Origin of the sequence: Cupriavidus basilensis (genome assembly GCF_000876015.1) — a bacterium.
GTDB lineage: Bacteria > Pseudomonadota > Gammaproteobacteria > Burkholderiales > Burkholderiaceae > Cupriavidus > Cupriavidus basilensis_B.
Window position 1 is genome coordinate 55,313 of the sequence record NZ_BBQM01000002.1, and the last position, 22,253, is coordinate 77,565.

The following is a 22,253-nucleotide window of genomic DNA, read 5'->3' on the forward strand; positions in this document are numbered from 1 at the left end:
GGGCGGCGCCGTGCCGCGGGGCCGGGCGATGCGTGCCGGAGTGCGTTGGCCGCCGTGCGGCCCCGGCATCGCGGCGTGGCCGCGGTCGGGCGGATGCGATGGTGGCGCCGGCCAGCCGGGCCGATCTCTGCCACAATCGCATATTCGCCCGAATTCTAACGTATGCGACGCTATTCCCCGCCGGCCGAGCCGTCCCCCGCCCGGCCCGCTTCCTCCTTGTTCGCCAAGTCTGGCGTGCCACGCAGCGACTGGCAGACCGTGCGCAATCTGCTGCCCTACGTATGGCACTACAAATGGCGCGTGATGCTGGCGCTGGTCTGCCTGGTGGCGGCCAAGGTGGCCAACCTCGGCGTGCCGGTGCTGATGAAGAAGCTGGTGGACAACATGAACGTGCCCGCCGGCAGCGCCGCCGCGCTGCTGGTGGTGCCGGTCGGGCTGATCGTGGCCTACGGCGTGCTGCGGCTGTCCGGCACGCTGTTCACGGAGCTGCGCGAGATCCTGTTCGCCAAGGTCACGCAGAGCGCGGTGCGCGAGATCGCGCTGCAGGTGTTCCGCCACCTGCACGCGCTGTCGCTGCGCTTTCACCTGGAGCGGCAGACCGGCGGCATGAGCCGCGACATCGAGCGCGGCACGCGCGGCATCCAGTCGCTGATCTCGTATTCGCTCTACAGCATCCTGCCGACCCTGGTCGAGATGGGGCTGGTGATGGGCTTCTTCATCCTGCACTACGACATCTGGTTCGCCGCCATCACCGGCTGCGCGCTGGTGAGCTACATCGTCTTCACCATCGTGGTGACGGAGTGGCGCACGCACTTCCGCCGCAGGATGAACGAGCTGGATTCGCGCGCCAACCAGAAGGCGATCGACTCGCTGCTCAACTTCGAGACCGTCAAGTACTTCGGCAACGAGGAATACGAGGCGCGCCGCTACGACGAGAACCTGCTGACCTACCGCTCGGCGGCGATCCGCTCGCAGAACTCGCTGTCCTTCCTCAACTTCGGCCAGCAGGCCATCATCGCCACCGGGCTGATCCTGATCCTGTGGCGCGCCACCGTGGGCGTGGCCGCGGGCAAGCTCACGCTGGGCGACCTGGTGCTGGTCAACACGCTGATGATCCAGCTCTACATCCCGCTGAACTTCCTCGGCGTGATCTACCGCGAGATCAAGCAGGCCACCACCGACATGGACCGCATGTTCGTGCTGCTGGGCACCAACCGCGAGGTGGCCGACGCGCCGGGCGCGCCGGCGCTGCGCGTGCAGGGCGCGGCGGTGCGCTTCGCCCACGTGGGCTTCGGCTACGAGAGCAACCGCGCCATCCTCGAGGACGTCGACTTCACCATCGCGGCGGGCACCACCACCGCGGTGGTGGGGCACAGCGGCTCGGGCAAGTCCACGCTGGCGCGGCTGCTGTTCCGCTTCTACGACGTGGGCAGCGGCGCCATCGAGATCGACGGGCAGGACATCCGCGCGGTCACGCAGGACAGCCTGCGCCGCGCCATCGGCATCGTGCCGCAGGACACCGTGCTGTTCAACGACAGCATCTACTACAACATCGCCTACGGCCGGCCCGAGGCCAGCCACGAGGAAGTCATCGCGGCCGCGCGCGCGGCGCAGATCGATACCTTCATCCGCGAGCTGCCGCAGGGCTACGACACGCCCGTGGGCGAGCGCGGCCTCAAGCTCTCGGGCGGCGAGAAGCAGCGCGTGGCGATCGCGCGCACGCTGCTCAAGAACCCGCCCATCCTGGTGTTCGACGAAGCCACCTCGGCGCTCGACTCGCGCACCGAGCAGGCCATCCAGGCCGAGCTGATCCGCCTGGCGCAGAACCGCACCACGCTGCTGATCGCGCACCGGCTCTCGACCGTGGTGCACGCCGACCAGATCCTGGTGATGGACCACGGCCGCGTGGTCGAGCGCGGCACCCATGCCGAGCTGATGCGCATGGATGGCCGCTACGCCGAGATGTGGCGCATCCAGGCGCGCAGCGCCGCGCAGAACGCCACGCCGGTGGAAGACGCGACGCTGGCCGTCGAGGCCGGCGACGCCACGCAGGACGCCTGAACATCTGATTGCCTGAAGCGGCGGCGGGGCGGACACGCCCGGCGCGCGCAATCCGCGCAATCCGCGCGCGCGGATTGCCGACAATCCGGCGCGGCAAACGGCGCCGGCGCATCGGCTTGCGCAAGTCCGGTTCGACAAACCGATGCGGGCTCGCCCAGGCCTGGTGCGCCTTCGCATGGCATGCCGCTTGCAGACGGACTCTCCACGAAAACGATCAACAGGAGAGAGAGTCCATGCCGCAATCCCGTGCCGCCAACCCGATCGAAGTCATTGCCGCCGCCACCGCCGCGCCGGCCGCGTCCGCCGCGCCAACGCTGGGCCGCCGCATGCTGCGGCTCGGCATGGCGCTCGGCACCGCGCTGGTGCTGTCGACGCAATTCGCCGGCCACGCGCATGCCCAGACCAAGGTCCGCTTCCAGCTCGACTGGCGTTTCGAGGGGCCGTCCGCGCTGTTCCTGCTGGGCGAGCAGAAGGGCTACTTCAAGGCCGAGAAGCTCGACGTGTCGATCGACGCCGGCAACGGCTCGGGCAACGTGGTCAACCGCGTGGCCTCCGGCACCTACGACATGGGCTTCGCCGACCTGGCCTCGGTGATGGAGTTCTACGGCAACAACCCGGACGCGCGCAACAAGCCGGTGGCCGTGATGATGGTCTACAACAACACGCCGGCGGCCGTGCTGGCGCTGAAGAAGTCCGGCATCAAGGCGCCGCGCGACCTGGCCGGCAAGAAGCTCGGCGCGCCGGTGTTCGACGCCGGGCGCCGCGCCTTCCCGATCTTCGCCAGGGCCAACGGGCTGCAGGCGGCGAGCTTCAACTGGCAGGCGATGGACCCGGCCCTGCGCGAGACCATGCTCGCGCGCGGCGACCTCGACGCCATCACCGGCTTCTCGTTCACCTCCATCCTCAACCTCAATGCGCGCGGCGTGAAGGACGAGGACATCGTGGTGCTGCCGTATCCGCAGTACGGCGTGAAGCTGTACGGCAACGCGGTGATCGCCTCGGAGGAATTCATCAAGAAGAACCCGGAAGCCGTGAAGGCTTTCCTGCGCGCGTTCGCCAGGTCAGCGCGCGACGTGATCGCCCGGCCCGAGGACGGCGTCAAGGCGGTCAAGGCGCGCGACGGCATCATCGACGAGAAGCTCGAGGTCCGGCGCCTGAAGCTGGCGCTGGACAGCGTGGTCAAGTCGCCCGACGCGCGCGCCGAGGGCTTCGGCCGCGTCAGCAAGCCGCGCCTGTCGCTGATGGCGTCGCAGGTGGCCGACGCGTTCGGCACCAAGGGCCGCATCGATCCCGACGCGCTGTGGACCGATGCCTACCTGCCCTCGGCCGCCGAACTGGACGTGCTGCGATGACGGCCGGACACGCATCGCCGCGCGCGCTGGCGCCGGCCGAACCCGCGGAACCGGCGGAACCGGCGGACAAGCCCTTCGTCGAGTTCAACCGCGTGTGGCTGGCCTATAACGACGAGCTGGCCCGCAAGGGCGAGTTCGCCGTCGAGGACATCTCGCTGCAGGTCGAGCCCGGCGAGTTCATCGCCATCGTCGGGCCTTCGGGCTGCGGCAAGTCCACCTTCATGAAGCTGGCCACCGGCCTGCGGCCGGCCACGCGCGGCGTGGTCAGGATCGCCGGCCGGAAGGTGAGCGGGCCGCTCAACATGGTCGGCATGGCGTTCCAGGCGCCGACGCTGCTGCCGTGGCGCACCACGCTGCAGAATGTGATGCTGCCGCTGGAGATCGTCGAGCCCTACCGCGCCACGCTGCGCGAAAAGCGCGAGGAATACACGGCGCGCGCACGCGACCTGCTGCGCACGGTGGGGTTGGCCGGCTACGAGGACAAGTATCCGTGGCAGCTTTCCGGCGGCATGCAGCAGCGCGCCTCGATCTGCCGCGCGCTGATCCACGAGCCGCGCATGCTGCTGCTTGACGAGCCGTTCGGCGCGCTCGACGCCTTCACGCGCGAGGAGCTGTGGTGCGTGCTGCGCGACCTGTGGCAGGCGCGGCGCTTCAACGTGATCCTGGTCACGCACGACCTGCGCGAGGCGGTGTTCCTGGCCGACACCGTGTACGTGATGAGCCAGCGCCCCGGGCGCATCCTCACGCGCAAGGAGATCGGCCTGCCGCGCCCGCGCGACCTCGACCTGACCTATACCGAACCCTTCGCCGATCTGGTCCACGCGCTGCGCGAGAAGATCGGCCACGTGAGGCAGCACTGACCATGAGCACCTTCTCTTCCCCGATGAGCGCCGCGCGGCAGCGCCGCGTGCAGCGCGTGGCGCCGTGGCTGCTGCTGGCCGCGGTCCTGGCGCTGTGGCAGGGCGCGTGCCTGGCGTTCGACCTGTCGGACTTCATCCTGCCCAGCCCGCGCGCGATCGTCGCCGCGCTGTTCGAATACTGGGACGTGATCGCCGGGCATGCCTGGCGCACCTTCTGGACCACGATGGTCGGCTTCGCCCTGGCCATCGTGGTGGGCGTGGCGCTGGGGCTGGTGATGGGCTCGTCGAAGCTGGCCTACGCCGCGGGCTATCCGCTGATGACGGCGTTCAACGCGCTGCCCAAGGCCGCCTTCGTGCCGATCCTGGTGGTGTGGTTCGGCCTCGGCGCCGGCCCGGCCATCCTGACCGCGTTCCTGATCTCGTTCTTCCCGATCATGGTCAACATCGCCACCGGCCTGGCCACGCTCGAGCCCGAGCTGGAGGACGTGCTGCGCGTGCTTGGCGCAAAGCGCACCGACGTGCTGCTCAAGATCGGCCTGCCGCGCTCGATGCCGTTCTTCTTCGCCTCGCTCAAGGTGGCCATCACGCTGGCCTTCGTCGGCACCACCGTGTCGGAGATGAACGCCGCCAACGAAGGCATCGGCTACCTGCTGGTGTCGGCCGGCTCGGCCATGAAGATGCCGCTGGCCTTCGCCGGGCTGGTGGTGATCGCCGTGATGGCGATGGTGATGTACGAGTTCTTCGCGGTGGTGGAGCGGCGGATGACGGGGTGGGCCAATCGCGGGTGAGGCGATGGGGCGACGCAGTGCCCGACGTGGCCGAGGCAGCGTCCGGGGTCTGCTCCCTCTGCCGCTCGCGGGAGACGGAGGACGCCTTGCCTGGGCCAGCTCGCGCGGCGCTGGCGCATCCTTTCGGCTTCGCTGGATGGCGCGGAGATCTAGTCGGCGTAATCCAGCGGCAGCGCGGTGGTGTACTTGATCTGCTCCATCGCGAAGCTGGAGCTGACGTCGGCCAGCTCCGCGCCCTGGATCAGCTTCTTGTAGACGCGGTCGTAGGCGGCGATGTCCGGCACCACCACGCGCAGCAGGTAGTCGGTGTCTCCCGCCATGCGGTAGAACTCGGTGACTTCGGGGATCGAGGCGACCAGCTCGTGAAAGGTCTTGAGCCACCTGGCGCTGTGCTGGTTGGTGCGGACCGAGACGAACACGGTCACGCCCACGTTGAGCAGGGCCGGGTCGAGCAGCGCCACGCGCTTGCGGATCACGCCGCTTTCCTCCAGCTTCTGCACGCGCCGCCAGCACGGCGTGGAGGTCAGGCCGACGCGCTCGCCGAGTTCGGCCACCGGCACGGTGGCGTCTTCCTGCAGGGCGGCGAGTATCTGGCGGTCGTAGCGGTCCATGTTCGGGCGGTGTTTCCTGGCATGCAGCGTGACAGGTGCCCGGCCGCGCCGGCCCGGAATCAGACCGCGTCGACCAGCAGGTTCACACCGCTGCCGATGTGTTCCTGGTCCACCCCGTAGATGTGCAGCGACACGGCTACTTCGGTGCCGTCGTTGCCGAGCGCGTGGATGTGGCGCAGGCCGGCCGGCACGCTGAAGGTGTCGCCCGCCGCACGCGGCATTTCGCCGCACAGCCGCGCGCGCCGCGCCTGCGCGTCCCAGCGGTAGTGGCGCTCGTGCAGCGTGCCTTGCAGCACGCGGTAGGCGCACCAGGTCTGGTGGCCGTGCACCGGGCTGTGCTGGCCGGGTCGCCACACCAGCAGCATGGCCGCGTAGCGCGCCAGCGGGTCGGCGTGGACCAGGTGGCGCACATAGCCGTGCGGCGAGCCGGCGCGCAGCGGTTCGGGCAGCAGCGCCAGCAGCGCGGCGGCATCCGGCAGGCTGTCCTCGATGCCCTGCGCCACCAGGCGCGCGCTGGCCGCGAACGCCGAGGACATGCCCGCGGACAGCGGAGCGAACAGGCCGGGATGCGGGGTCTGGCGGTGGGCGGCATCGGCCGCGCCGGCTTGCTGGGTGGCCATGTCGGGCTCCTTGTTGGTCTGCGACCATCATAGCGCCGGGCCTTTAGCAAACACGTGCGTCTTGTCGTGCAAATCTGCCTGAAAGTGTAATCTCATTCCACTAAAAGGCAAGAAGATAGAATTTCATTCCCGCGGCCGCGCCGGACGCGGGCAGCCGGTGGATAATGCCGCCTCATGGAAATCAAATGGCTTGAAGACTTCGTCAGCCTGGCCGAGACGCACAGCTTCTCGCGCTCGGCCGAGCAGCGCCACGTGACGCAGCCCGCGTTCTCGCGCCGGATCCAGTCGCTGGAGTCCTGGGTGGGCACGGAGCTGATCGACCGCTCCAGCTATCCGACCAGCCTGACGCCGGCCGGCAAGGTGTTCTACGAGCAGGCGCTGGCGATGCTGGCGCAGGTCAGCGAGACGCGCGCGCTGATGCGCGGCCAGCGCTCGGCCAACGGCCACGTGCTGGAATTCGCGGTGCCGCACACGCTGTCGCTGACCTTCTTCCCGGAATGGCTCAAGGCGGTGGAGCGCGAGATCGGCACGCTGCCGTGCCGGCTGCGCGCGCTCAACGTGCACGACGCGGTGCTGGCGCTGGTCGACGGCGGCTGCGACCTGGTGATGGTCTACCATCACGCGCGCCAGGCCATCCAGCTCGACCCGGCGCACTACGACATGCTGGTGCTGGGCATCGAGCGGCTGTCGCCGTACAGCGTGCCCGACGCCGCCGGCAAGCCGCTGTACCGGCTGCCCGGCACCGACAAGAAGCCGGTGCCGTTCCTCAGCTACACGCCGAACGCGTTCCTCGGGCGCATGGTGGACATGTTGCTGGGCGAGACCGCGGACAAGCTCAAGCTCGACAAATGCTACGAGACGGACATGGCCGAGGCGCTCAAGGTGATGGCGCTGGCCGGGCACGGCATGGCCTTCCTGCCCGAGAGCGCGGTGCGCGACGAGATCGCCCACCACCGGCTGGTGCGGGCGGAGCCGGCGCGCGGGCTGCCGCTGTCGATCGACATGGAGATCCGCCTGTACCGCGAGAAGCCGGGCGAGCAGGCCGGCGAGCGCCGCAGCGCGCAGCTGCGCAACAAGCGCCGGCTGGTGGACCGCGTCTGGAACGCGGTGGCCGCGCGCAGCCTGCCCGCGCCGGGCGCGTGGCAGGCCGGCGCGCCCGCCGGCGCCACGGGAGGCGCCCCCGCGTAGGCGCGCGGCGCCGCGGGCAACGTTATGCGCGGCTTGCATAACGTGCGCGGCGGGATGACCAAACGGCATTGGCTTCGGCGGGGCCGCCTCCTCTAAGCTGGCGGCACCTTCACACCGAGACCCAACGATGTCTTCCGCCGTACCCTCATCCGTCCTCTCCAACGCCGCCGCTTCATCCCACACGCTGCCTTCCTACCTCAACCCCGAGGCCCTCGGCCCCTGGGGCACCTACCTGCAGCAGGTCGACCGCGTCACGCCCTACCTGGGCTCGCTGGCCCGCTGGGTCGAGACGCTCAAGCGCCCCAAGCGCGCGCTGATCGTGGACGTGCCCATCGAGATGGACAACGGCACCATCGCCCACTTCGAGGGCTACCGCGTGCAGCACAACCTGTCGCGCGGCCCGGGCAAGGGCGGCGTGCGCTTCCACCAGGACGTGACGCTGTCCGAGGTGATGGCGCTGTCGGCCTGGATGTCGGTCAAGAACGCGGCGGTCAACGTGCCCTACGGCGGCGCCAAGGGCGGCATCCGCGTCGATCCGCGCACCCTCTCGCACGGCGAGCTGGAGCGCATCACGCGCCGCTACACCAGCGAGATCAACATCATCATCGGGCCCAACAAGGACATCCCGGCGCCCGACGTCAACACCAACGCGCAGGTGATGGCGTGGATGATGGACACCTATTCGATGAACTCGGGCAGCACCGCCACCGGCGTGGTGACGGGCAAGCCGATCTCGCTGGGTGGCTCGCTGGGCCGCCACGAGGCCACCGGCCGCGGCGTGTTCGTGGTCGGCTCCGAGGCGGCGCGCAACCTGGGGCTGGAGATCCGCGGCGCCCGCGTGGCGGTGCAGGGCTTCGGCAACGTCGGCGCGGTGGCGGCCAAGCTGTTCCACGAGGCCGGCGCCCGCGTGGTGGCGGTGCAGGACCACCGCACCTCGCTGTACAATCCGGCCGGCCTGGACGTGCCCGCCATGATGGAATATGCGTCGCACAGCGGCACCATCGACGGCTTCCAGGGCGAGACCATCTCCAGCGGGCAGTTCTGGCAGGTCGACTGCGACATCCTGATCCCGGCCGCGCTGGAAGGCCAGATCACCGCGCAGAACGCGCCCCAAATCAAGGCACGGATGGTCATTGAAGGTGCGAACGGCCCGACCACGCCCGAAGCCGACGACATCCTGCGCGAGCGCAACATCCTGGTGGCACCGGATGTGATCGCCAACGCCGGCGGCGTCACGGTTTCGTACTTCGAATGGGTGCAGGATTTCTCCAGCTTCTTCTGGACCGAGGAGGAGATCAACCAGCGCCTGGTACGAATCATGCAAGAGGCTTTCCGTGCGATCTGGCAGATCGCTCAGGAAAACAAGGTTACCTTGCGCACGGCCGCGTTCATCGTGGCCTGCACGCGGATCCTGCAGGCGCGCGAAATGCGCGGCCTTTACCCCTGATGGTCGGGGCGGCTTGCTGCCGCGGCGTCGCCGGAGGGTGATGCTGCATTGCAGCAATCCAGTCGGGTGTCGGTAACGCGGCTGCCGGATGTTCCGGCAGCCGCGTTGTCGTATGGCGTCGCCAGCCGCGCTGACGGGAGCGGCGGCGGCCATGCGGCATGTGACCGTCCGATGACGGCCGCGCGGAAGCCGGTCCGCGGCGCTTTCCGGCGTTCCCCGGTGTTCCCCGGTGTTGCCGGGAGGAAACGGCCGGCCGGCAACGGGTCCGTATCCGGGCCGCAACAGGGTGCGATCTCCCCGCAAACCATGCCCATATTGGCTTTGCTAGGGGAAAAACCCGTTGTCTTGAGTGCATGCCTGCGCAATACTATTTCGTCGGCGGGTGGTTTTTTGTTAGAGTCCCGCCTTTCTTCTCTTCATGGTCAAGGAGATGTTATGAATGTTGCCAAGTTGGCTTCCCTGATGATTGCAGCCGGCGTGCTGTGCGGTACCGCGCAAGCCGCCGAGCAACTGACGGGCACGCTGCAGAAGATCAAAGACACCGGTGTGATTACGCTTGGCGTGCGCGAATCGTCGATTCCGTTCAACTACAACCTGGGCGGCGTGCGCCAGGTCGGCTATTCCTACGACATCAACGTCAAGATCGTGGAAGCCATCAAGGACCAACTGAAGCTGCCGAACCTGCAGGTCAAGGAAATCCCGATCACCTCGCAGAACCGCATCACGCTGCTGCAGAACGGCACCATCGACATCGAGTGCGGCTCGACCACCAACAACCTCGAACGCCAGAAGCAGGCATCGTTTACCACCAGCATCTTCATCATCGGCACCCGCATCATGGTGAAGAAGGACGGCGGCATCAAGGACTGGGCCGACCTCAAGGGCAAGAACGTCGTGACCACCGCCGGCACCACGTCCGAGCGCCTGCTGCGCAAGATGAACGATGACCAGAAGCTGGGCATGAACATCATCAGCACCAAGGACCACGGCCAGTCGTTCCTGACGCTGGAATCGGGCCGCGCGGTCGCGTTCATGATGGACGACGCGCTGCTGTACGGCGAGCGCGCCAAGGCCAAGAACCCGGCCGACTGGATCGTGGTGGCCAAGCCGCAATCGCGCGAGTCCTACGGCTGCATGATCCGCAAGGATGACGCACCGTTCAAGAAGCTGTCGGACACCGTCATCACCGGCATGATGAAGGACGGCTCGATCAACACGCTGTACACCAAGTGGTTCCAGCAGCCGGTGCCGCCCAAGGGCCTGAACCTGGACTTCCCGCTGTCCGAAGACATGAAGGCGTTGTTCAAGACGCCGAATGACAAGGCGCTCGACTGATCCTGGGATTCCGGTTGTGCGAAACGGAAGGCATGTCCTTCCGTTTCTTTTTGAGGACTCATCATGAATTACAGCTGGCATTGGGGTGTATTCCTCGAGCAGGCCGCCCAGAACGAGACCTACCTTGACTGGATGATTTCCGGGCTCAAGGTCACGCTGGCGCTCGGGCTCTCGTCATGGATCATCGCCCTGGTCATCGGCTCGGTGCTCGGCGTGCTGCGCACGGTGCCCAACAAGTGGCTGTCCGGCCTTGCCGCGACCTACGTCGAGATCTTCCGCAATATTCCGCTGCTGGTGCAGCTGTTCATCTGGTACTTCGTCATGCCCGAGCTGCTGCCCGGCGGCGAGATGTTCAAGCAGATGAACCCGTTCGCGCAGCAGTTCCTGGCAGCCATGTTCTGCCTGGGCACGTTCACCGCGGCCCGGGTCTGCGAGCAGGTGCGCTCGGGCATCAACTCGCTGCCGCGCGGCCAGCGCAACGCCGGCCTGGCGATGGGCTTCACGCTGGCGCAGACCTACCGCTTCGTGCTGCTGCCGATGTCGTTCCGCGTCATCGTGCCGCCGCTGACCTCCGAGTTCCTGAACATCTTCAAGAACTCCGCGGTGGCGTCCACGATCGGCCTGCTGGAACTGGCGGCGCAGGGCCGGCAGCTGGTGGACTACACGGCGCGCCCGTATGAGTCCTTCATCGCCGTGACCATCATGTACGCGCTGATCAATCTCGTCGTGATGCTGCTCATGCGCTGGGTGGAACAGCGCACCCGCGTGCCCGGCTTCATCGGTGGCAAGTAAGAGGACCCGTCATGGCATATTCATTCGATTTCAGCTCGATCAACGCGACCACGCTGGAAGTGCTGGGCGAGGGCATGATGGTCTCGCTCAAGATCACCGTCACCGCGGTGGTGGTGGGCATCGTCTGGGGCACCATCCTGGCGATGATGCGCCTGTCCTCGGTCAAGCCGCTGAACTGGTTCGCGCAGGGCTACGTGACCATCTTCCGCTCCATCCCGCTGGTGATGGTGTTGCTGTGGTTCTTCCTGATCATTCCGCAGGTGCTGCAGAAGACGTTCAACCTGTCGCAGGCGTCGGACCTGCGCATGACCTCGGCGCTGATCGCGTTCGCGCTGTTCGAGGCGGCGTACTACTCCGAGATCATCCGCGCCGGCATCCAGAGCGTGTCGCGCGGGCAGATGTTCGCCGCGCAGGCGATGGGCATGACCTACGGCCAGTCCATGCGGCTGGTGATCCTGCCGCAGGCGTTCCGCAACATGGTGCCGCTGCTGCTGACCCAGGGCATCATCCTGTTCCAGGATACGTCGCTGGTCTACGTCAGCGCGCTGGCCGACTTCTTCGGCCAGGCCTACGGCATCGGCGAGCGTGACGGCCGCATCGTGGAGATGCTGCTGTTCGCCGGGCTGGTGTACTTCATAATCTGTTTTTCCGCATCTCTGCTGGTCAAGCGTTACCAGAAAAAGGTGGCCGTATGATTGAAATCAACAACGTCTCCAAGTGGTATGGCGCCTTCCAGGTGCTGACCGATTGCACCACCAAGGTCGCCAAGGGCGAGGTGGTGGTGGTGTGCGGTCCGTCGGGCTCCGGCAAGTCGACCCTGATCAAGACCGTCAACGCGCTGGAACCGTTCCAGAAGGGCGACATCCTGGTCGACGGCACCTCGGTCGGCTCGCCCAAGACCAACCTGCCCAAGCTGCGCTCGCGCGTGGGCATGGTGTTCCAGAACTTCGAGCTGTTCCCGCACCTGTCGATCACCGAGAACCTGACCATCGCCCAGGTGAAGGTGCTCGGCCGCTCGAAGGAGGAAGCCACCGCCAAGGGCCTGAAGTACCTCGAGCGGGTCGGCCTGAAGAGCCAGGCGGCCAAGTTCCCGGGCCAGTTGTCGGGCGGCCAGCAGCAGCGCGTGGCGATCGCCCGCGCGCTGTCGATGGACCCGATCTGCATGCTGTTCGACGAGCCCACTTCGGCGCTGGACCCGGAAATGGTCAACGAAGTGCTGGACGTGATGGTGCAGCTCGCGCAGGAAGGCATGACCATGATGTGCGTGACCCACGAAATGGGCTTCGCGCGCAAGGTCGCCAACCGCGTGATCTTCATGGACGCGGGCAAGATCGTCGAGGACTGCCCCAAGGAAGAGTTCTTCGGCAACATCGACGCGCGCTCGGACCGCGCCAAGCAGTTCCTGTCGAAGATCCTGCATCATTGAGATTGGATGGCCGCCCGGGGCGGCAAGCCATGAAAAGGGACGCCGAGGCGTCCCTTTTCTTATCCGCCGGCAAAGACGGTCGGTTGCCGCATGTTGTCTCCCCCCCGGACGATTGACGAAGCCCGCGAACGGGCCCACACCGCCAGAGCTGGCCAAAACAAGGTGTTCCCCCTCTCCCCTCAGGGGGAGAGGGGCGGTTTGACCAGGAGCCAGATCAAGCGGGGCCAACGGCGTTGTCCGGCATGATGACCGCGGACGAAGCCGCCGGTTTTTTCCAGCACGCCAGCATTCGCCAGCGCCGGCCCTCTCCCCCAACCCCTCTCCCACTGCGCGGGAGAGGGGAGCAAACCGGCACCTCAGGTGCAGGCGCTGTTCGCCGCGTTCCTGGCCTGCACCTCGGGCGGGATCGGTACCGACAGCGTCATCACCGAGCGGCCTTCCTCGAACATCATCAGCTCGCCCGGCGCGAACGCGGTCCAGGTCTCGTTGTCGGTCAGCGGCGCGGTGGCGATCACCGCCACGCGGTCGTCGGGCGTGGTGACCTGGGCGAAGTCGATCGACAGGTCGGCGTCGATCAGGTGCGCCGTGGAAAACGGCCACTGGCGCACGATGTAGTACAGGCGCGTGGAGCAGTGCGCGAACAGCGCCTGCCCGTTGGACAGCAGGTAGTTGAACACGCCGTGCAGCGTGATCTCGCGCGTGATGTCGGCCAGCGCGTGGCACAGCTCGTTGAGCGGCGGCTGCGAGCCGGGGAAGCGCTTGCGCAGGCCCTGCATCAGCGTGCAGAAGGCCAGTTCGCTGTCGGTGTCGCCCACCGGCTGGTAGACGCCGGACAGGAACGGCGAGAAGTTCTTCAGGTCGCCGTTGTGGGCGAAGATCCAGTGCCGGCCCCACAGCTCGCGCATGAACGGGTGGCAGTTCTCCAGCAGCACGGTGCCCTGGGTCGCCTTGCGGATATGCGAGATGACGTTCTTGGACTTGATCGGGTAGCGCTTGATCAGGTCGGCCACCGGCGAGGTGCCGGCGGACTGGTTGTCGATGAACAGGCGGCAGGCCTTGTCCTCGAAGAACGCCACGCCGAAGCCGTCGGCATGGTGGTCCGTGACGCCGCCGCGGGCGGCGAAGCCGGTAAAGGAGAACGTCACGTCGGTCGGCGTGGCGCAGTTCATGCCGAGCAGCTGGCACATGGCGGGGCACCGGACCGGCAGCAGGCTGCCGGATTGCAATAGAATGTTCCATTATCCGGCCAGCCCGGGTTTTCTGCCAAGCGCGTCGCGCCTCGCGGTTTTCCCGCGCGCCGCCGGCATGCCGCCCGGCCGCCGCCGGATCTTCCCGACAACCATTCGTCCTGTACACCTTCAGCGGGCTTTTCGAGACATGAGCAAATACAAGATCGCAGTCATCCCTGGCGACGGCATCGGCACCGAAGTGATGCCCGAGGGGCTGCGCGTGATGGACGCCGCCGCGCGGCGTTTCGGCATCGACCTGCAGTTCGACCAGTTCGACTTTTCCAGCTGCGACTACTACGCCCGCCACGGCAAGATGCTGCCGGACGACTGGTTCGACACCCTGGTCAAGTACGACGCGATCTATTTTGGCGCGGTGGGCTGGCCCGATTCCGTGCCCGACCACGTCTCGCTGTGGGGCTCGCTGCTGCAGTTCCGCCGCTCGTTCGACCAGTACGTCAACCTGCGCCCGGTGCGGCTCATGCCCGGCATCCGCAGCCCGCTGGTGGACCGCGACGGCAACCCGCGCAAGCCCGGCGACATCGATTTCTACGTGGTGCGCGAGAACACCGAGGGCGAGTATTCCAGCATCGGCGGACGCATGTTCCCCGGCACCGACCGCGAAGTGGTGATCCAGGAAACGGTGATGACGCGCACCGGCGTGGACCGCATCCTCAAGTTCGCCTTCGAGCTGGCGAACAAGCGCCCGGGCAAGCATCTGACCTCGGCCACCAAGTCCAACGGCATCTCCATCACCATGCCGTACTGGGACGAGCGCGTGGAGGCGATGGCGGCCGGCTATCCCGGCGTCAAGGTCGACAAGTACCACATCGACATCCTGACCGCGCACTTCGTCCAGCATCCCGACTGGTTCGACGTGGTGGTGGCCAGCAACCTGTTCGGCGACATCCTTTCCGACCTGGGCCCGGCCTGCACCGGCACCATCGGCATCGCGCCGTCGGGCAACATCAACCCGGACCGCACCTTCCCCAGCCTGTTCGAGCCGGTGCACGGCTCGGCGCCCGACATCGCCGGGCGCGGCGTGGCCAACCCGATCGGCCAGATCTGGTGCGGCGCGATGATGCTGGAGCACCTGGGCCACGCGGAAGCCGGCGCGGCCGTGCTGGGCGCCATCGAGCAGGTGCTGGCGGCCGGCCCGGAACACGCGCCGCTGACCCGCGACATCGGCGGCAAGGCCGGCACCGCGGACCTGGGCCAGGCCATCGCGGAGGCGCTGTGAGCGCGGCCGACGCGCGGGCCCTGCTGCTCGACACCTTCCAGGCAGCGGTAGCGGCGGCCGATCCGCTGCGCATCGTGGCGGACCATCTGCCGCAGCCGCAGCCGGGCGGCCGCACGCTGGTGGTGGGCGCGGGCAAGGCCGCCGCCTCGATGGCGCTGGCGGTGGAGCAGGCCTATGCGCGCCTGGACCCGGGCCATGTCATCGAAGGGCTGGTGGTCACGCGCTATGCCCACGGCCTGCCGACCGCGCACGTGCGCGTGATCGAGGCCGGCCACCCGGTGCCCGACGAAGCCGGCGAGCGCGCCGCGGCCGAGATCCTGGCCCGCGTGGCCGCGCTCGGCCCGGACGACCGTCTGATCGTGCTGGTCTCGGGCGGCGGCTCGAGCCTGCTGTCGCTGCCGGCCGAAGGCATCGCGATGGCCGACCTGAAGGCCACCACGCAGGAACTGCTGCGCTGCGGCGCGCCGATCACCGAGATGAACATCGTGCGCAAGCACCTGTCGCGCATCCAGGGCGGGCGGCTCGCCCAGGCCAGCCGCGCGCCGGTGACGACGCTGATCGTCTCCGACGTGGCCGGCGACGACCCGAGCGCGATCGCCTCCGGCCCCACGGTGCCGGATCCGAGCACCTACGGCGACGCGCTGGACATCCTGCGCCGCCACGGCGCCACGGTGCCGCCGGCGGTGCGTGCCTACCTCGAGCGCGGCGCGCGCGGCGAAGTGGCGGAAACGCCCAAGCCGGGCGACGCGCTGTTCGCCCGCGTCGACAACCGCGTGATCGCCACGGCGCACGGCAGCCTGACGGCGGCGGCCGAGGTCTTCCGCGCGCGCGGCATCCAGCCGGTGGTGCTGGGCGACACCGTGACCGGCGAGGCGCAGGAAGTGGCGCGCGTGTACGCCGCGCTGGTGCGCGAGATACGCGCGTACAATGCGCCGTTCGCCGCGCCGGTGGCGCTGATCTCGGGCGGCGAATGCACCGTGACGCTGCCCGCGGGCGGCGGCGCGGCCGGCACGAAGCCGCGCGGCGGGCGCTGCGCCGAGTTCCTGCTGTCGCTGGCGCTGGAGCTCGACGGCGCCGCCGGCGTGTACGCCATCGCGGCCGACACCGACGGCATCGACGGCTCCGAGGACAACGCCGGCGCCCTGCTGGACCCGTCCACGGCGGCGCGCGCGCAGGCCGCCGGCGCCCCGGCGCGCGCGCGGCTGGACGCGCACGACGCCTGGGGCTTCTTCGACGCCGCCGGCGACCTCGTGATCACCGGCCCCACGCGCACCAACGTGAACGACTACCGCGCCATCCTGATCCTGTAATCCCCCGCGAAAGCGCTGGCCGCCACCGGCGGCCGGCCACCCGAGCCACACCAAGCCATGACCCAGACCCTCACCATCACCCGCCCGGACGACTGGCACCTGCACCTGCGCGACGGCGCGGCGCTGGCCGCCGTGCTGCCCGACACCGCCCGCCAGTTCGCCCGCGCCATCATCATGCCGAACCTGAAGCCGCCCGTGACCACGGTGGCGCAGGCGGCGGCCTACCGCGAGCGCATCCTGGCCGCGCTGCCGGCCGGCATGGCGTTCGAGCCGCTGATGACGCTGTACCTGACCGACAACACCCCGGCCGCGGAAATCGTCGCGGCCAAGGCCAGCGGCTTCGTGCACGGGGTCAAGCTGTACCCGGCCGGCGCCACCACCAACAGCGACGCCGGCGTGAGCGACCTGCGCCGCTGCGCGAGCGCGCTGGAGGCGATGGAGCGCGCCGGCCTGCCGCTGCTGGTGCACGGCGAAGTGACCGATGCCGACATCGACATCTTCGACCGCGAAGCCGTCTTCATCGACCGCGTGATGACGCCGCTGCGCCGCGACTTCCCCGGCCTCAAGGTGGTCTTCGAGCACATCACCACCAAGGACGCCGCCGAATACGTGCGCGACGCCGAAGGCCCGGTCGGCGCCACCATCACCGCGCATCACCTGCTGTACAACCGCAACGCGCTCTTCACCGGCGGCATCCGCCCGCACTACTACTGTCTGCCGGTGCTCAAGCGCGAGATCCACCGCGCCGCGCTGGTGGCCGCCGCCGTGTCCGGCAGCCCGCGCTTCTTCCTCGGCACCGACAGCGCGCCGCACGCGCGCGGCCTCAAGGAACATGCCTGCGGCTGCGCCGGCTGCTACACCGCGCTGCACGCGATGGAGCTCTACGCCGAGGCCTTCGAGGCCGCCGGCGCGCTGGACAAGCTCGAAGCGTTCGCCAGCTTCAACGGCCCGGCCTTCTACGGCCTGCCGCGCAACGGCGGCACGCTGACGCTGACGCGCGAGGCGTGGCAACTGCCGGCCGAACTGCCGTACGGCGACACCACGCTGGTGCCGCTGCGCGGCGGCGAGACGCTGCGCTGGAAGGCCAGCTGAGCCTCGCGGCCGTGACGCAGCAGCAGGGCGGCATGCCGCCCGTGGCCGGCGCCGTGGCGGAGATCGACTGGACGCGGCCCTGGTACAAACCGTTCGCACGGGTCGGCGCGGCGCTGGCCGGCGCGCTGCAAGCCGGCGCCGACCTGCGCGCCGCGCTCTGCGAACTCAGCGCGCGGCAAGGCCTGCGCAACGCGCGCGGCCTGCCGCTGCGCTTCGTGCCGCAGGCCGAGCTTCCTGCCGGCACCGCCTACGAGGCCCATATCTTCGCCACCGGCGCGGTGCCCACGCGCGACAACCTGCACGACGTCTTCAACGCGCTGGTCTGGTTGCATTTCCCCCAGGCCAAGCGCGCGCTGAACCGGCTCCAGGCCGAGGCGATCGCCGCCGCCGGCGTGCAGCCGCGCCGCGGCGCCCTGCGCGACGCCGCCACCTTGTTCGACGAGAACGCCATCCTGTTCCTGAGCACGGACGGCAGGCTGGAAAGCGCGTTGCGCGGTTTCGGCTGGCACACGCTGTTCGTGGCGCGGCGCGCGGACTGGGAGGCAGCCGGCTGCGCCGTGGTGCCGTTCGGCCACGCGCTGCTGGAAAAGCTGGCGCGGCCCTACAAGGCCCTGACCGCGCACGCGTGGCCGCTGGCCTTGCCGCCCGCGGCGGGCGGCGAGTTGCCCGGCACGCTCGATGCGGCCGTGGCCGCCTCGCTCGAACGCCGCGCGCTGTCGAGCCGCGACTTCGCGCCGCTGCCCGTGCTGGGCATCCCGGGCTGGTGCGATGCCAACCGCGATCCGGACTTCTACGCGGATGCGGCCGTGTTCCGTCCGGGCCGGCGCGCCGCGGCGGCCTAGCGCCCGGGCCGCGCGCGCCAGGCCGGGCCGGGGCCAAACGGTGTTAGACTGCGGGCCGCAAAGCAGGACAGACAATCGCTGCTTGCATCGCAAGGTGCAAGGGGAGGAAAGTCCGGACTCCACAGGGCAGGGTGTTGGCTAACAGCCATCCACGGCAACGTGCGGAATAGGGCCACAGAGACGAGTCTTGCCGCCGGGTTCGCCCGGCGGCAAGGGTGAAACGCGGTAACCTCCACCTGGAGCAATCCCAAATAGGCAGGCATCGAGGCGGCCCGCTGAGCCTGCGGGTAGGGAGCTGGAGCCGGCCGGTAACGGCCGGCCTAGAGGAATGGTTGTCACGCGCCGCCGGCCGCAAGGCGGGTGGCGCGCACAGAATCCGGCTTATCGGCCTGCTTTGCTTCCCGATTCTTCCGTCCCGGCCGGCGCGCATTACGCGTCGCATGCCGCCCGGGACAACGGAAGGTGCGGCCGCCATGCCGGTCCGCGCCCATCCTCGCGCTTACCGCTTACCGCTTACCCTTCCACGATCTCCACCGTGTGCGTGATCTCGGCCGTCTTGGCCAGCATGATCGACGCCGAGCAGTACTTGTCGTGCGACAGCTGGATGGCGCGCTCGACCGTGCTGGCATTGAGGTTGCGGCCCGTCACGGTGAAATGGAAATTGATGCGCGTGAACACCTTCGGGTCTTCGCCGGCGCGCTCGGCTTCCAGCTTCACGCTGCAGCCGCGCACGTCCTGCCGGCCGCGCTTCAGGATCAGCACGACGTCATAGGCGGTGCAGCCGCCGGTGCCCAGCAACACCATTTCCATCGGCCGCGGCGCCAGGTCGTGGCCGCCGCCCTCGCGCGCACCGTCCATCGCGACCACGTGGCCGCTGCCGGTCTCGGCCACGAAGGTCATGCCGTCGCCGCCCATCCAAGTTACTTTGCATTCCATTTTGTTCGATCCTGCGTTTTGGTGAGTGCGTATCCGATCACGAACACGCGATTTCGAAACTTGATTTTTTAGTATATGCCACTTGCCAATGTGTGGTCGGGACGCATCAGATCCGGCTCAAGACTGAGGGTTTCCTCTAAGATGACGGTTTGATGACAGGCGAAATCAGTCGTAAGTATTTGATTTTGTTGATTAATGCACTATGTTTTTGCTATGTCGCAATTTTTTACAATGCAAAACGCCATTCCGCACTGCAAATTTTCTTGCGCCGGAAGGGTGCTCATGTATAATTTTAATCATTGAACGACGGCATGCAGGACTCGCCAGAGTGCGAAAGCGAACTTCCCGGTTCGCCGGCCGCACCGCCAGCCAGGCCCCGTCGCTCTCCAGGTGTCTCCTCCACCCTCCTCCTTTGGTGGATTCAAACCCAAGCTCATGGCTTGGGTTTTTTTTCGCCTTCCCGCACCCGTCCACCTCCCGCCGGCATCCGGCCGCGCCCATCGAAGTGCCGCCGCCGTCGCCCGGCACATGCCGTCTTGACGCGGAGCCCAGACTTTGCTTGTGCCTGCGCCAAAAACGACAGTATAATCGAGGGCTTTTCCGTCATGCCCGCGGAAAAGGAATTCAGGGAGAGCCTGCACATACAAGCAGGAGAAGGCCAGGTCCCGAGGACCGGCCGACGGCGCCAGCACCGATCAGCGATCACAAGCAAGGCGGTGCGCGTCACGTTACGGGCAGTTCTACAAGTCTCAGGAAAAATCATGAAGACCTTTTCCGCCAAGCCTGCAGAGGTAAAGCGCGACTGGTACGTGATTGACGCGACGGACAAAGTCCTCGGCCGTGTTGCCAGCGAAGTGGCACGCCGACTGCGCGGCAAGCACAAGCCGGAATTTACTCCGCACGTCGACACGGGTGATTACATCATCATCGTCAACGCAGCCAAGCTGCGTGTCACGGGTACCAAGGAAACGGACAAGAAGTACTACCGCCATTCGGGCTACCCGGGCGGTATCTACGAAACGACGTTCGGCAAGATGCAGCAGCGTTTCCCGGGCCGTGCCCTGGAAAAGGCTGTGAAGGGCATGCTGCCCAAGGGCCCGCTGGGCTATGCGATGATCAAGAAGCTGAAGGTGTACGCCGAAGCCGAGCATCCGCATGAAGCGCAGCAGCCTAAGGCGCTGGAAATCTAAGGGGGCCATCCATGATCGGAAACTGGAATTACGGTACCGGCCGCCGCAAAAGCGCTGTGGCTCGTGTCTTCATCAAGTCGGGCAAGGGCGACATCATCGTCAACGGCAAGCCCATCAATGAGTATTTCGCTCGCGAAACCTCGCTGATGATCGTGCGCCAGCCGCTCGAACTGACCGCCAACGCACAGACCTTCGACATCAAGGTCAACGTGACCGGCGGCGGCGAAACCGGCCAGGCCGGCGCGGTTCGCCACGGCATCACCCGCGCGCTGATCGACTACGACGCGACCCTGAAGCCCACGCTGTCCAAGGCTGGCTTCGTCACGCGCGATGCGCGCGAAGTGGAACGCAAGAAGGTCGGTTTCCACAAGGCACGTCGCCGCAAGCAGTTCTCGAAGCGCTGATCGTGTCCGGCAGGTCCGGTTCACCGGATCTGGCCGAGCCAGAAAGACCGCACGGTTCGCCGTGCGGTTTTTTTTTGCCCGCCGGCCGGCCGCGTCGCCCGCGCCGACCCCGGGGCGAGGCAGGTGTCACGCGCGCTTTATAATGCCAATGCCTCTTCCCGGATACAATTCCGGCACTTCCCGCCCGGAGAACCTCAGATGACCCAACCGCCAGCGCGACCCCGGCGCAGCGCATGAAATACCGCCTGCTGCGTCCGCGTCGCGCGCCGATGTCGCGGCCGCTGGCCGTGCGCTCGCACCGGCCGTGGCCGGTGCGCGTGCTGGGCGGGGCGCTGGTGGCCGCGCTGGTGGCGGCGGTGGCGGGAGGGGCGTATTACGCCGGCCGGCGCGCGGTTGGCGCGGCGGGGCCGGACATGGCGGCGCAGAACAGGGCGCTGCGCGGGCAGGTGGCGGCGGTTTCGGCCGAGCGCGACCGCCTGCAGGCCGCGGCCAATACCGCCGACGCGCAGTTGCAGATGGCGCGCGGCGCGCAGCGCGGGCTGGCGCAGCAGCTCAAGACGGCGGAGGGCGAGGTTGCCCAGCTCCAGGAAGACCTGGCGTTCTTCGAGAGCCTGCTGCCCGCCAGTGGCAATACCTCGGGCATCCACGTGCGCAGCTTCCGGGTCAGCGTTGATGAAGCTGACACACAAAAGATGCACTATCGGTTACTTGTCATGCAGGGCGGCTCGAAGGCGTTCTCGTCCCTGCCCGAGTTTCGCGGTGAGTTACAGTTGGTGGCTTCGCTGGTGCGGGACGGCCAGCCCGTCACCTTGAACCTGGGCGAGGACCAGGCCGGCGCGCTGCCGGACCTGCGCCTCACGCACTACCAGCGCATCGAGGGGACGTTCGCGCTGCCCGCCGGCGCCGCGGTGCAGGCGGTGACGGTACGAATTTTGCAGAACGGTCAGTTACGCGCGACCCAGACGGCCCTGCCGTAAGGCCGCCGCGGCCGGCAACTCCAGAGAGGGGCAAAAGGACCTATGTTTTTTTCCAAGAAGAAGGGCCTGGCGATCGATACGCTGATCGGCCAGCACACCGTGATCCAGGGCGACCTCACGTTCTCGGGCGGCCTGCGCCTGGACGGCCGCGTGCGCGGCAACGTGACGGCGCTGGCCGAGCAGTCGAGCATGCTGGTCATCAGCGAGAAAGGCGTGGTCGAGGGCGAGGTCCGCGTCGGCCACCTGATCCTCAACGGCACCGTGACCGGCCCCGTTCACGCGGCCGAGCTGCTGGAACTGCAGCCGCACGCGCGCGTGTACGGCGAGGTGCACTACGCGGCGCTGGAGATGCACCAGGGCGCGCTGGTCGAAGGGCGGCTGGTGCCGCTCGGCGCCGGCGAGCCCAAGGCGCTGCCCAACCTGTCGCTGGCCAGCGGCGCGGCGGACGCTTCGGATGCCGCGGATGTTGCGGATGTTGCGGACGTTGCGGATGCGGCCGGGGACGCGCAGAAAACCGCCTGATGGCGCACGCGCGGCGGGCCGGCGGCGGCAGAAG

Annotated in this window: 22 protein-coding genes and 1 other RNA gene; 19 read left to right on the plus strand and 4 right to left on the minus strand. The window is 67.9% G+C overall.

The features are described 5' to 3' along the window. Positions 1-162 precede the first annotated feature (162 nt). From KF708C_RS01150 to KF708C_RS01165, 4 genes are all read left to right on the plus strand, one after another. Entirely contained in the window at positions 163-2,061 is a 1,899-nt protein-coding gene (locus tag KF708C_RS01150) for an ABCB family ABC transporter ATP-binding protein/permease (protein WP_059410475.1), read from the plus strand. A 326-nt stretch (positions 2,062-2,387) separates the two neighbouring features. After that, complete coding sequence (locus tag KF708C_RS01155; protein ID WP_043366622.1) at positions 2,388-3,413, plus strand: ABC transporter substrate-binding protein; 1,026 nt, start codon at positions 2,388-2,390, stop codon at positions 3,411-3,413. Beyond that, on the plus strand, positions 3,410-4,273 hold the full coding sequence (locus KF708C_RS01160) for an ABC transporter ATP-binding protein (RefSeq protein WP_059410476.1): 864 nt from the start codon (positions 3,410-3,412) through the stop codon (positions 4,271-4,273). The genes KF708C_RS01155 and KF708C_RS01160 overlap by 4 nt, the downstream gene beginning before the upstream one ends. 2 nt (positions 4,274-4,275) lie before the next feature. Further along, positions 4,276-5,061: an ABC transporter permease gene (locus KF708C_RS01165; RefSeq protein WP_081651405.1), complete on the plus strand. Its 786-nt coding sequence runs from the start codon at positions 4,276-4,278 to the stop codon at positions 5,059-5,061. Between the two features lie 149 nt (positions 5,062-5,210). On the opposite strand, the gene KF708C_RS01170 is transcribed toward KF708C_RS01165, so the two are convergent. Then, positions 5,211-5,672, minus strand: a complete 462-nt coding sequence (locus tag KF708C_RS01170; RefSeq protein ID WP_020203173.1) for an Lrp/AsnC family transcriptional regulator — start codon at positions 5,670-5,672, stop codon at positions 5,211-5,213. A 59-nt stretch (positions 5,673-5,731) separates the two neighbouring features. Then, on the minus strand, positions 5,732-6,292 hold the full coding sequence (locus KF708C_RS01175) for a cysteine dioxygenase family protein (RefSeq protein WP_082079389.1): 561 nt from the start codon (positions 6,290-6,292) through the stop codon (positions 5,732-5,734). A 174-nt stretch (positions 6,293-6,466) separates the two neighbouring features. Between KF708C_RS01175 and KF708C_RS01180 the strand changes: the two genes are divergently transcribed. The 6 genes from KF708C_RS01180 to KF708C_RS01205 all read left to right on the plus strand — a co-directional run bounded on the left by KF708C_RS01180 (position 6,467) and on the right by KF708C_RS01205 (position 12,480). Beyond that, entirely contained in the window at positions 6,467-7,480 is a 1,014-nt protein-coding gene (locus KF708C_RS01180) for a LysR family transcriptional regulator (RefSeq protein WP_059410477.1), read from the plus strand. A 127-nt stretch (positions 7,481-7,607) separates the two neighbouring features. Then, the gene (locus KF708C_RS01185) at positions 7,608-8,927 is read left to right on the plus strand and encodes a Glu/Leu/Phe/Val family dehydrogenase (protein ID WP_020203176.1); all 1,320 of its coding nucleotides are present in this window, start codon (positions 7,608-7,610) and stop codon (positions 8,925-8,927) included. A gap of 435 nt (positions 8,928-9,362) precedes the next feature. Further along, positions 9,363-10,262: a glutamate/aspartate ABC transporter substrate-binding protein gene (locus tag KF708C_RS01190; RefSeq protein WP_029043645.1), complete on the plus strand. Its 900-nt coding sequence runs from the start codon at positions 9,363-9,365 to the stop codon at positions 10,260-10,262. 63 nt (positions 10,263-10,325) lie between these two features. Continuing rightward, positions 10,326-11,054, plus strand: coding sequence for an amino acid ABC transporter permease (locus KF708C_RS01195; protein WP_020203178.1), 729 nt, complete (start codon positions 10,326-10,328; stop codon positions 11,052-11,054). Positions 11,055-11,065: 11 nt separating this feature from the next. Then, positions 11,066-11,749, plus strand: a complete 684-nt coding sequence (gene gltK, locus KF708C_RS01200; RefSeq protein WP_020203179.1) for a glutamate/aspartate ABC transporter permease GltK — start codon at positions 11,066-11,068, stop codon at positions 11,747-11,749. Further along, positions 11,746-12,480 carry an amino acid ABC transporter ATP-binding protein gene (locus KF708C_RS01205; RefSeq protein ID WP_020203180.1) on the plus strand — a complete coding sequence of 245 codons (735 nt, stop codon included), beginning with the start codon at positions 11,746-11,748 and terminating at the stop codon, positions 12,478-12,480. The genes gltK and KF708C_RS01205 overlap by 4 nt, the downstream gene beginning before the upstream one ends. Before the next feature lie 356 nt (positions 12,481-12,836). Here the strand turns inward: KF708C_RS01205 and KF708C_RS01210 are convergent, their stop codons facing one another. Further along, positions 12,837-13,667 carry a class II glutamine amidotransferase gene (locus KF708C_RS01210; RefSeq protein ID WP_059410478.1) on the minus strand — a complete coding sequence of 277 codons (831 nt, stop codon included), beginning with the start codon at positions 13,665-13,667 and terminating at the stop codon, positions 12,837-12,839. Between the two features lie 190 nt (positions 13,668-13,857). Here KF708C_RS01210 and KF708C_RS01215 point away from each other — a divergent pair, with 190 nt between their 5' ends. The 5 genes from KF708C_RS01215 to rnpB all read left to right on the plus strand — a co-directional run bounded on the left by KF708C_RS01215 (position 13,858) and on the right by rnpB (position 18,590). Further along, the gene (locus tag KF708C_RS01215; protein ID WP_020203182.1) at positions 13,858-14,946 is read left to right on the plus strand and encodes a tartrate dehydrogenase; all 1,089 of its coding nucleotides are present in this window, start codon (positions 13,858-13,860) and stop codon (positions 14,944-14,946) included. Next, positions 14,943-16,256 (plus strand): glycerate kinase type-2 family protein, encoded by a 1,314-nt coding sequence (locus KF708C_RS01220; RefSeq protein ID WP_059410479.1) that lies wholly within the window; start codon positions 14,943-14,945, stop codon positions 16,254-16,256. The genes KF708C_RS01215 and KF708C_RS01220 overlap by 4 nt, the downstream gene beginning before the upstream one ends. Before the next feature lie 57 nt (positions 16,257-16,313). Then, on the plus strand, positions 16,314-17,348 hold the full coding sequence (pyrC, locus tag KF708C_RS01225; RefSeq protein WP_059410480.1) for a dihydroorotase: 1,035 nt from the start codon (positions 16,314-16,316) through the stop codon (positions 17,346-17,348). Positions 17,349-17,380: 32 nt separating this feature from the next. After that, a complete protein-coding gene (locus KF708C_RS01230) occupies positions 17,381-18,190 on the plus strand; it encodes a DUF3025 domain-containing protein (protein WP_059410511.1) in 810 nt (269 codons plus the stop codon). A gap of 59 nt (positions 18,191-18,249) precedes the next feature. Beyond that, an RNA gene (gene rnpB / locus KF708C_RS01235) (RNase P RNA component class A) lies at positions 18,250-18,590 on the plus strand. 113 nt (positions 18,591-18,703) lie between these two features. On the opposite strand, the gene KF708C_RS01240 is transcribed toward rnpB, so the two are convergent. Next, positions 18,704-19,126, minus strand: a complete 423-nt coding sequence (locus KF708C_RS01240) for an OsmC family protein (protein WP_029043648.1) — start codon at positions 19,124-19,126, stop codon at positions 18,704-18,706. 761 nt (positions 19,127-19,887) lie between these two features. Here KF708C_RS01240 and rplM point away from each other — a divergent pair. The 4 genes from rplM (at position 19,888) to KF708C_RS01260 (ending at position 22,219) form a co-directional block, all read left to right on the plus strand. Further along, a complete protein-coding gene (gene rplM / locus KF708C_RS01245; RefSeq protein WP_011296658.1) occupies positions 19,888-20,316 on the plus strand; it encodes a 50S ribosomal protein L13 in 429 nt (142 codons plus the stop codon). A gap of 11 nt (positions 20,317-20,327) precedes the next feature. Beyond that, positions 20,328-20,720, plus strand: coding sequence for a 30S ribosomal protein S9 (rpsI, locus tag KF708C_RS01250; RefSeq protein ID WP_017226024.1), 393 nt, complete (start codon positions 20,328-20,330; stop codon positions 20,718-20,720). Positions 20,721-20,953: 233 nt separating this feature from the next. Further along, positions 20,954-21,697, plus strand: a complete 744-nt coding sequence (locus KF708C_RS01255; RefSeq protein WP_029043649.1) for a DUF6776 family protein — start codon at positions 20,954-20,956, stop codon at positions 21,695-21,697. Positions 21,698-21,739: 42 nt separating this feature from the next. After that, positions 21,740-22,219 (plus strand): bactofilin family protein, encoded by a 480-nt coding sequence (locus KF708C_RS01260; RefSeq protein WP_059410481.1) that lies wholly within the window; start codon positions 21,740-21,742, stop codon positions 22,217-22,219. The last annotated feature ends 34 nt before the right edge of the window (positions 22,220-22,253 follow it).

Bases quoted from the DNA above. Each gene is read 5' to 3' on its own strand.
- KF708C_RS01150 (WP_059410475.1), top strand. From the start codon at position 163: ATGCGACGCTATTCCCCGCCGGCCGAGCCGTCCCCCGCCCGGCCCGCT.
- KF708C_RS01155 (WP_043366622.1), top strand. From the start codon at position 2,388: ATGCTGCGGCTCGGCATGGCGCTCGGCACCGCGCTGGTGCTGTCGACG.
- KF708C_RS01160 (WP_059410476.1), top strand. From the start codon at position 3,410: ATGACGGCCGGACACGCATCGCCGCGCGCGCTGGCGCCGGCCGAACCC.
- KF708C_RS01165 (WP_081651405.1), top strand. From the start codon at position 4,276: ATGAGCACCTTCTCTTCCCCGATGAGCGCCGCGCGGCAGCGCCGCGTG.
- KF708C_RS01170 (WP_020203173.1), bottom strand. From the start codon at position 5,672: ATGGACCGCTACGACCGCCAGATACTCGCCGCCCTGCAGGAAGACGCC.
- KF708C_RS01175 (WP_082079389.1), bottom strand. From the start codon at position 6,292: ATGGCCACCCAGCAAGCCGGCGCGGCCGATGCCGCCCACCGCCAGACC.
- KF708C_RS01180 (WP_059410477.1), top strand. From the start codon at position 6,467: ATGGAAATCAAATGGCTTGAAGACTTCGTCAGCCTGGCCGAGACGCAC.
- KF708C_RS01185 (WP_020203176.1), top strand. From the start codon at position 7,608: ATGTCTTCCGCCGTACCCTCATCCGTCCTCTCCAACGCCGCCGCTTCA.
- KF708C_RS01190 (WP_029043645.1), top strand. From the start codon at position 9,363: ATGAATGTTGCCAAGTTGGCTTCCCTGATGATTGCAGCCGGCGTGCTG.
- KF708C_RS01195 (WP_020203178.1), top strand. From the start codon at position 10,326: ATGAATTACAGCTGGCATTGGGGTGTATTCCTCGAGCAGGCCGCCCAG.
- gltK (WP_020203179.1), top strand. From the start codon at position 11,066: ATGGCATATTCATTCGATTTCAGCTCGATCAACGCGACCACGCTGGAA.
- KF708C_RS01205 (WP_020203180.1), top strand. From the start codon at position 11,746: ATGATTGAAATCAACAACGTCTCCAAGTGGTATGGCGCCTTCCAGGTG.
- KF708C_RS01210 (WP_059410478.1), bottom strand. From the start codon at position 13,667: ATGTGCCAGCTGCTCGGCATGAACTGCGCCACGCCGACCGACGTGACG.
- KF708C_RS01215 (WP_020203182.1), top strand. From the start codon at position 13,858: ATGAGCAAATACAAGATCGCAGTCATCCCTGGCGACGGCATCGGCACC.
- pyrC (WP_059410480.1), top strand. From the start codon at position 16,314: ATGACCCAGACCCTCACCATCACCCGCCCGGACGACTGGCACCTGCAC.
- KF708C_RS01230 (WP_059410511.1), top strand. From the start codon at position 17,381: ATGCCGCCCGTGGCCGGCGCCGTGGCGGAGATCGACTGGACGCGGCCC.
- KF708C_RS01240 (WP_029043648.1), bottom strand. From the start codon at position 19,126: ATGGAATGCAAAGTAACTTGGATGGGCGGCGACGGCATGACCTTCGTG.
- rplM (WP_011296658.1), top strand. From the start codon at position 19,888: ATGAAGACCTTTTCCGCCAAGCCTGCAGAGGTAAAGCGCGACTGGTAC.
- rpsI (WP_017226024.1), top strand. From the start codon at position 20,328: ATGATCGGAAACTGGAATTACGGTACCGGCCGCCGCAAAAGCGCTGTG.
- KF708C_RS01255 (WP_029043649.1), top strand. From the start codon at position 20,954: ATGAAATACCGCCTGCTGCGTCCGCGTCGCGCGCCGATGTCGCGGCCG.
- KF708C_RS01260 (WP_059410481.1), top strand. From the start codon at position 21,740: ATGTTTTTTTCCAAGAAGAAGGGCCTGGCGATCGATACGCTGATCGGC.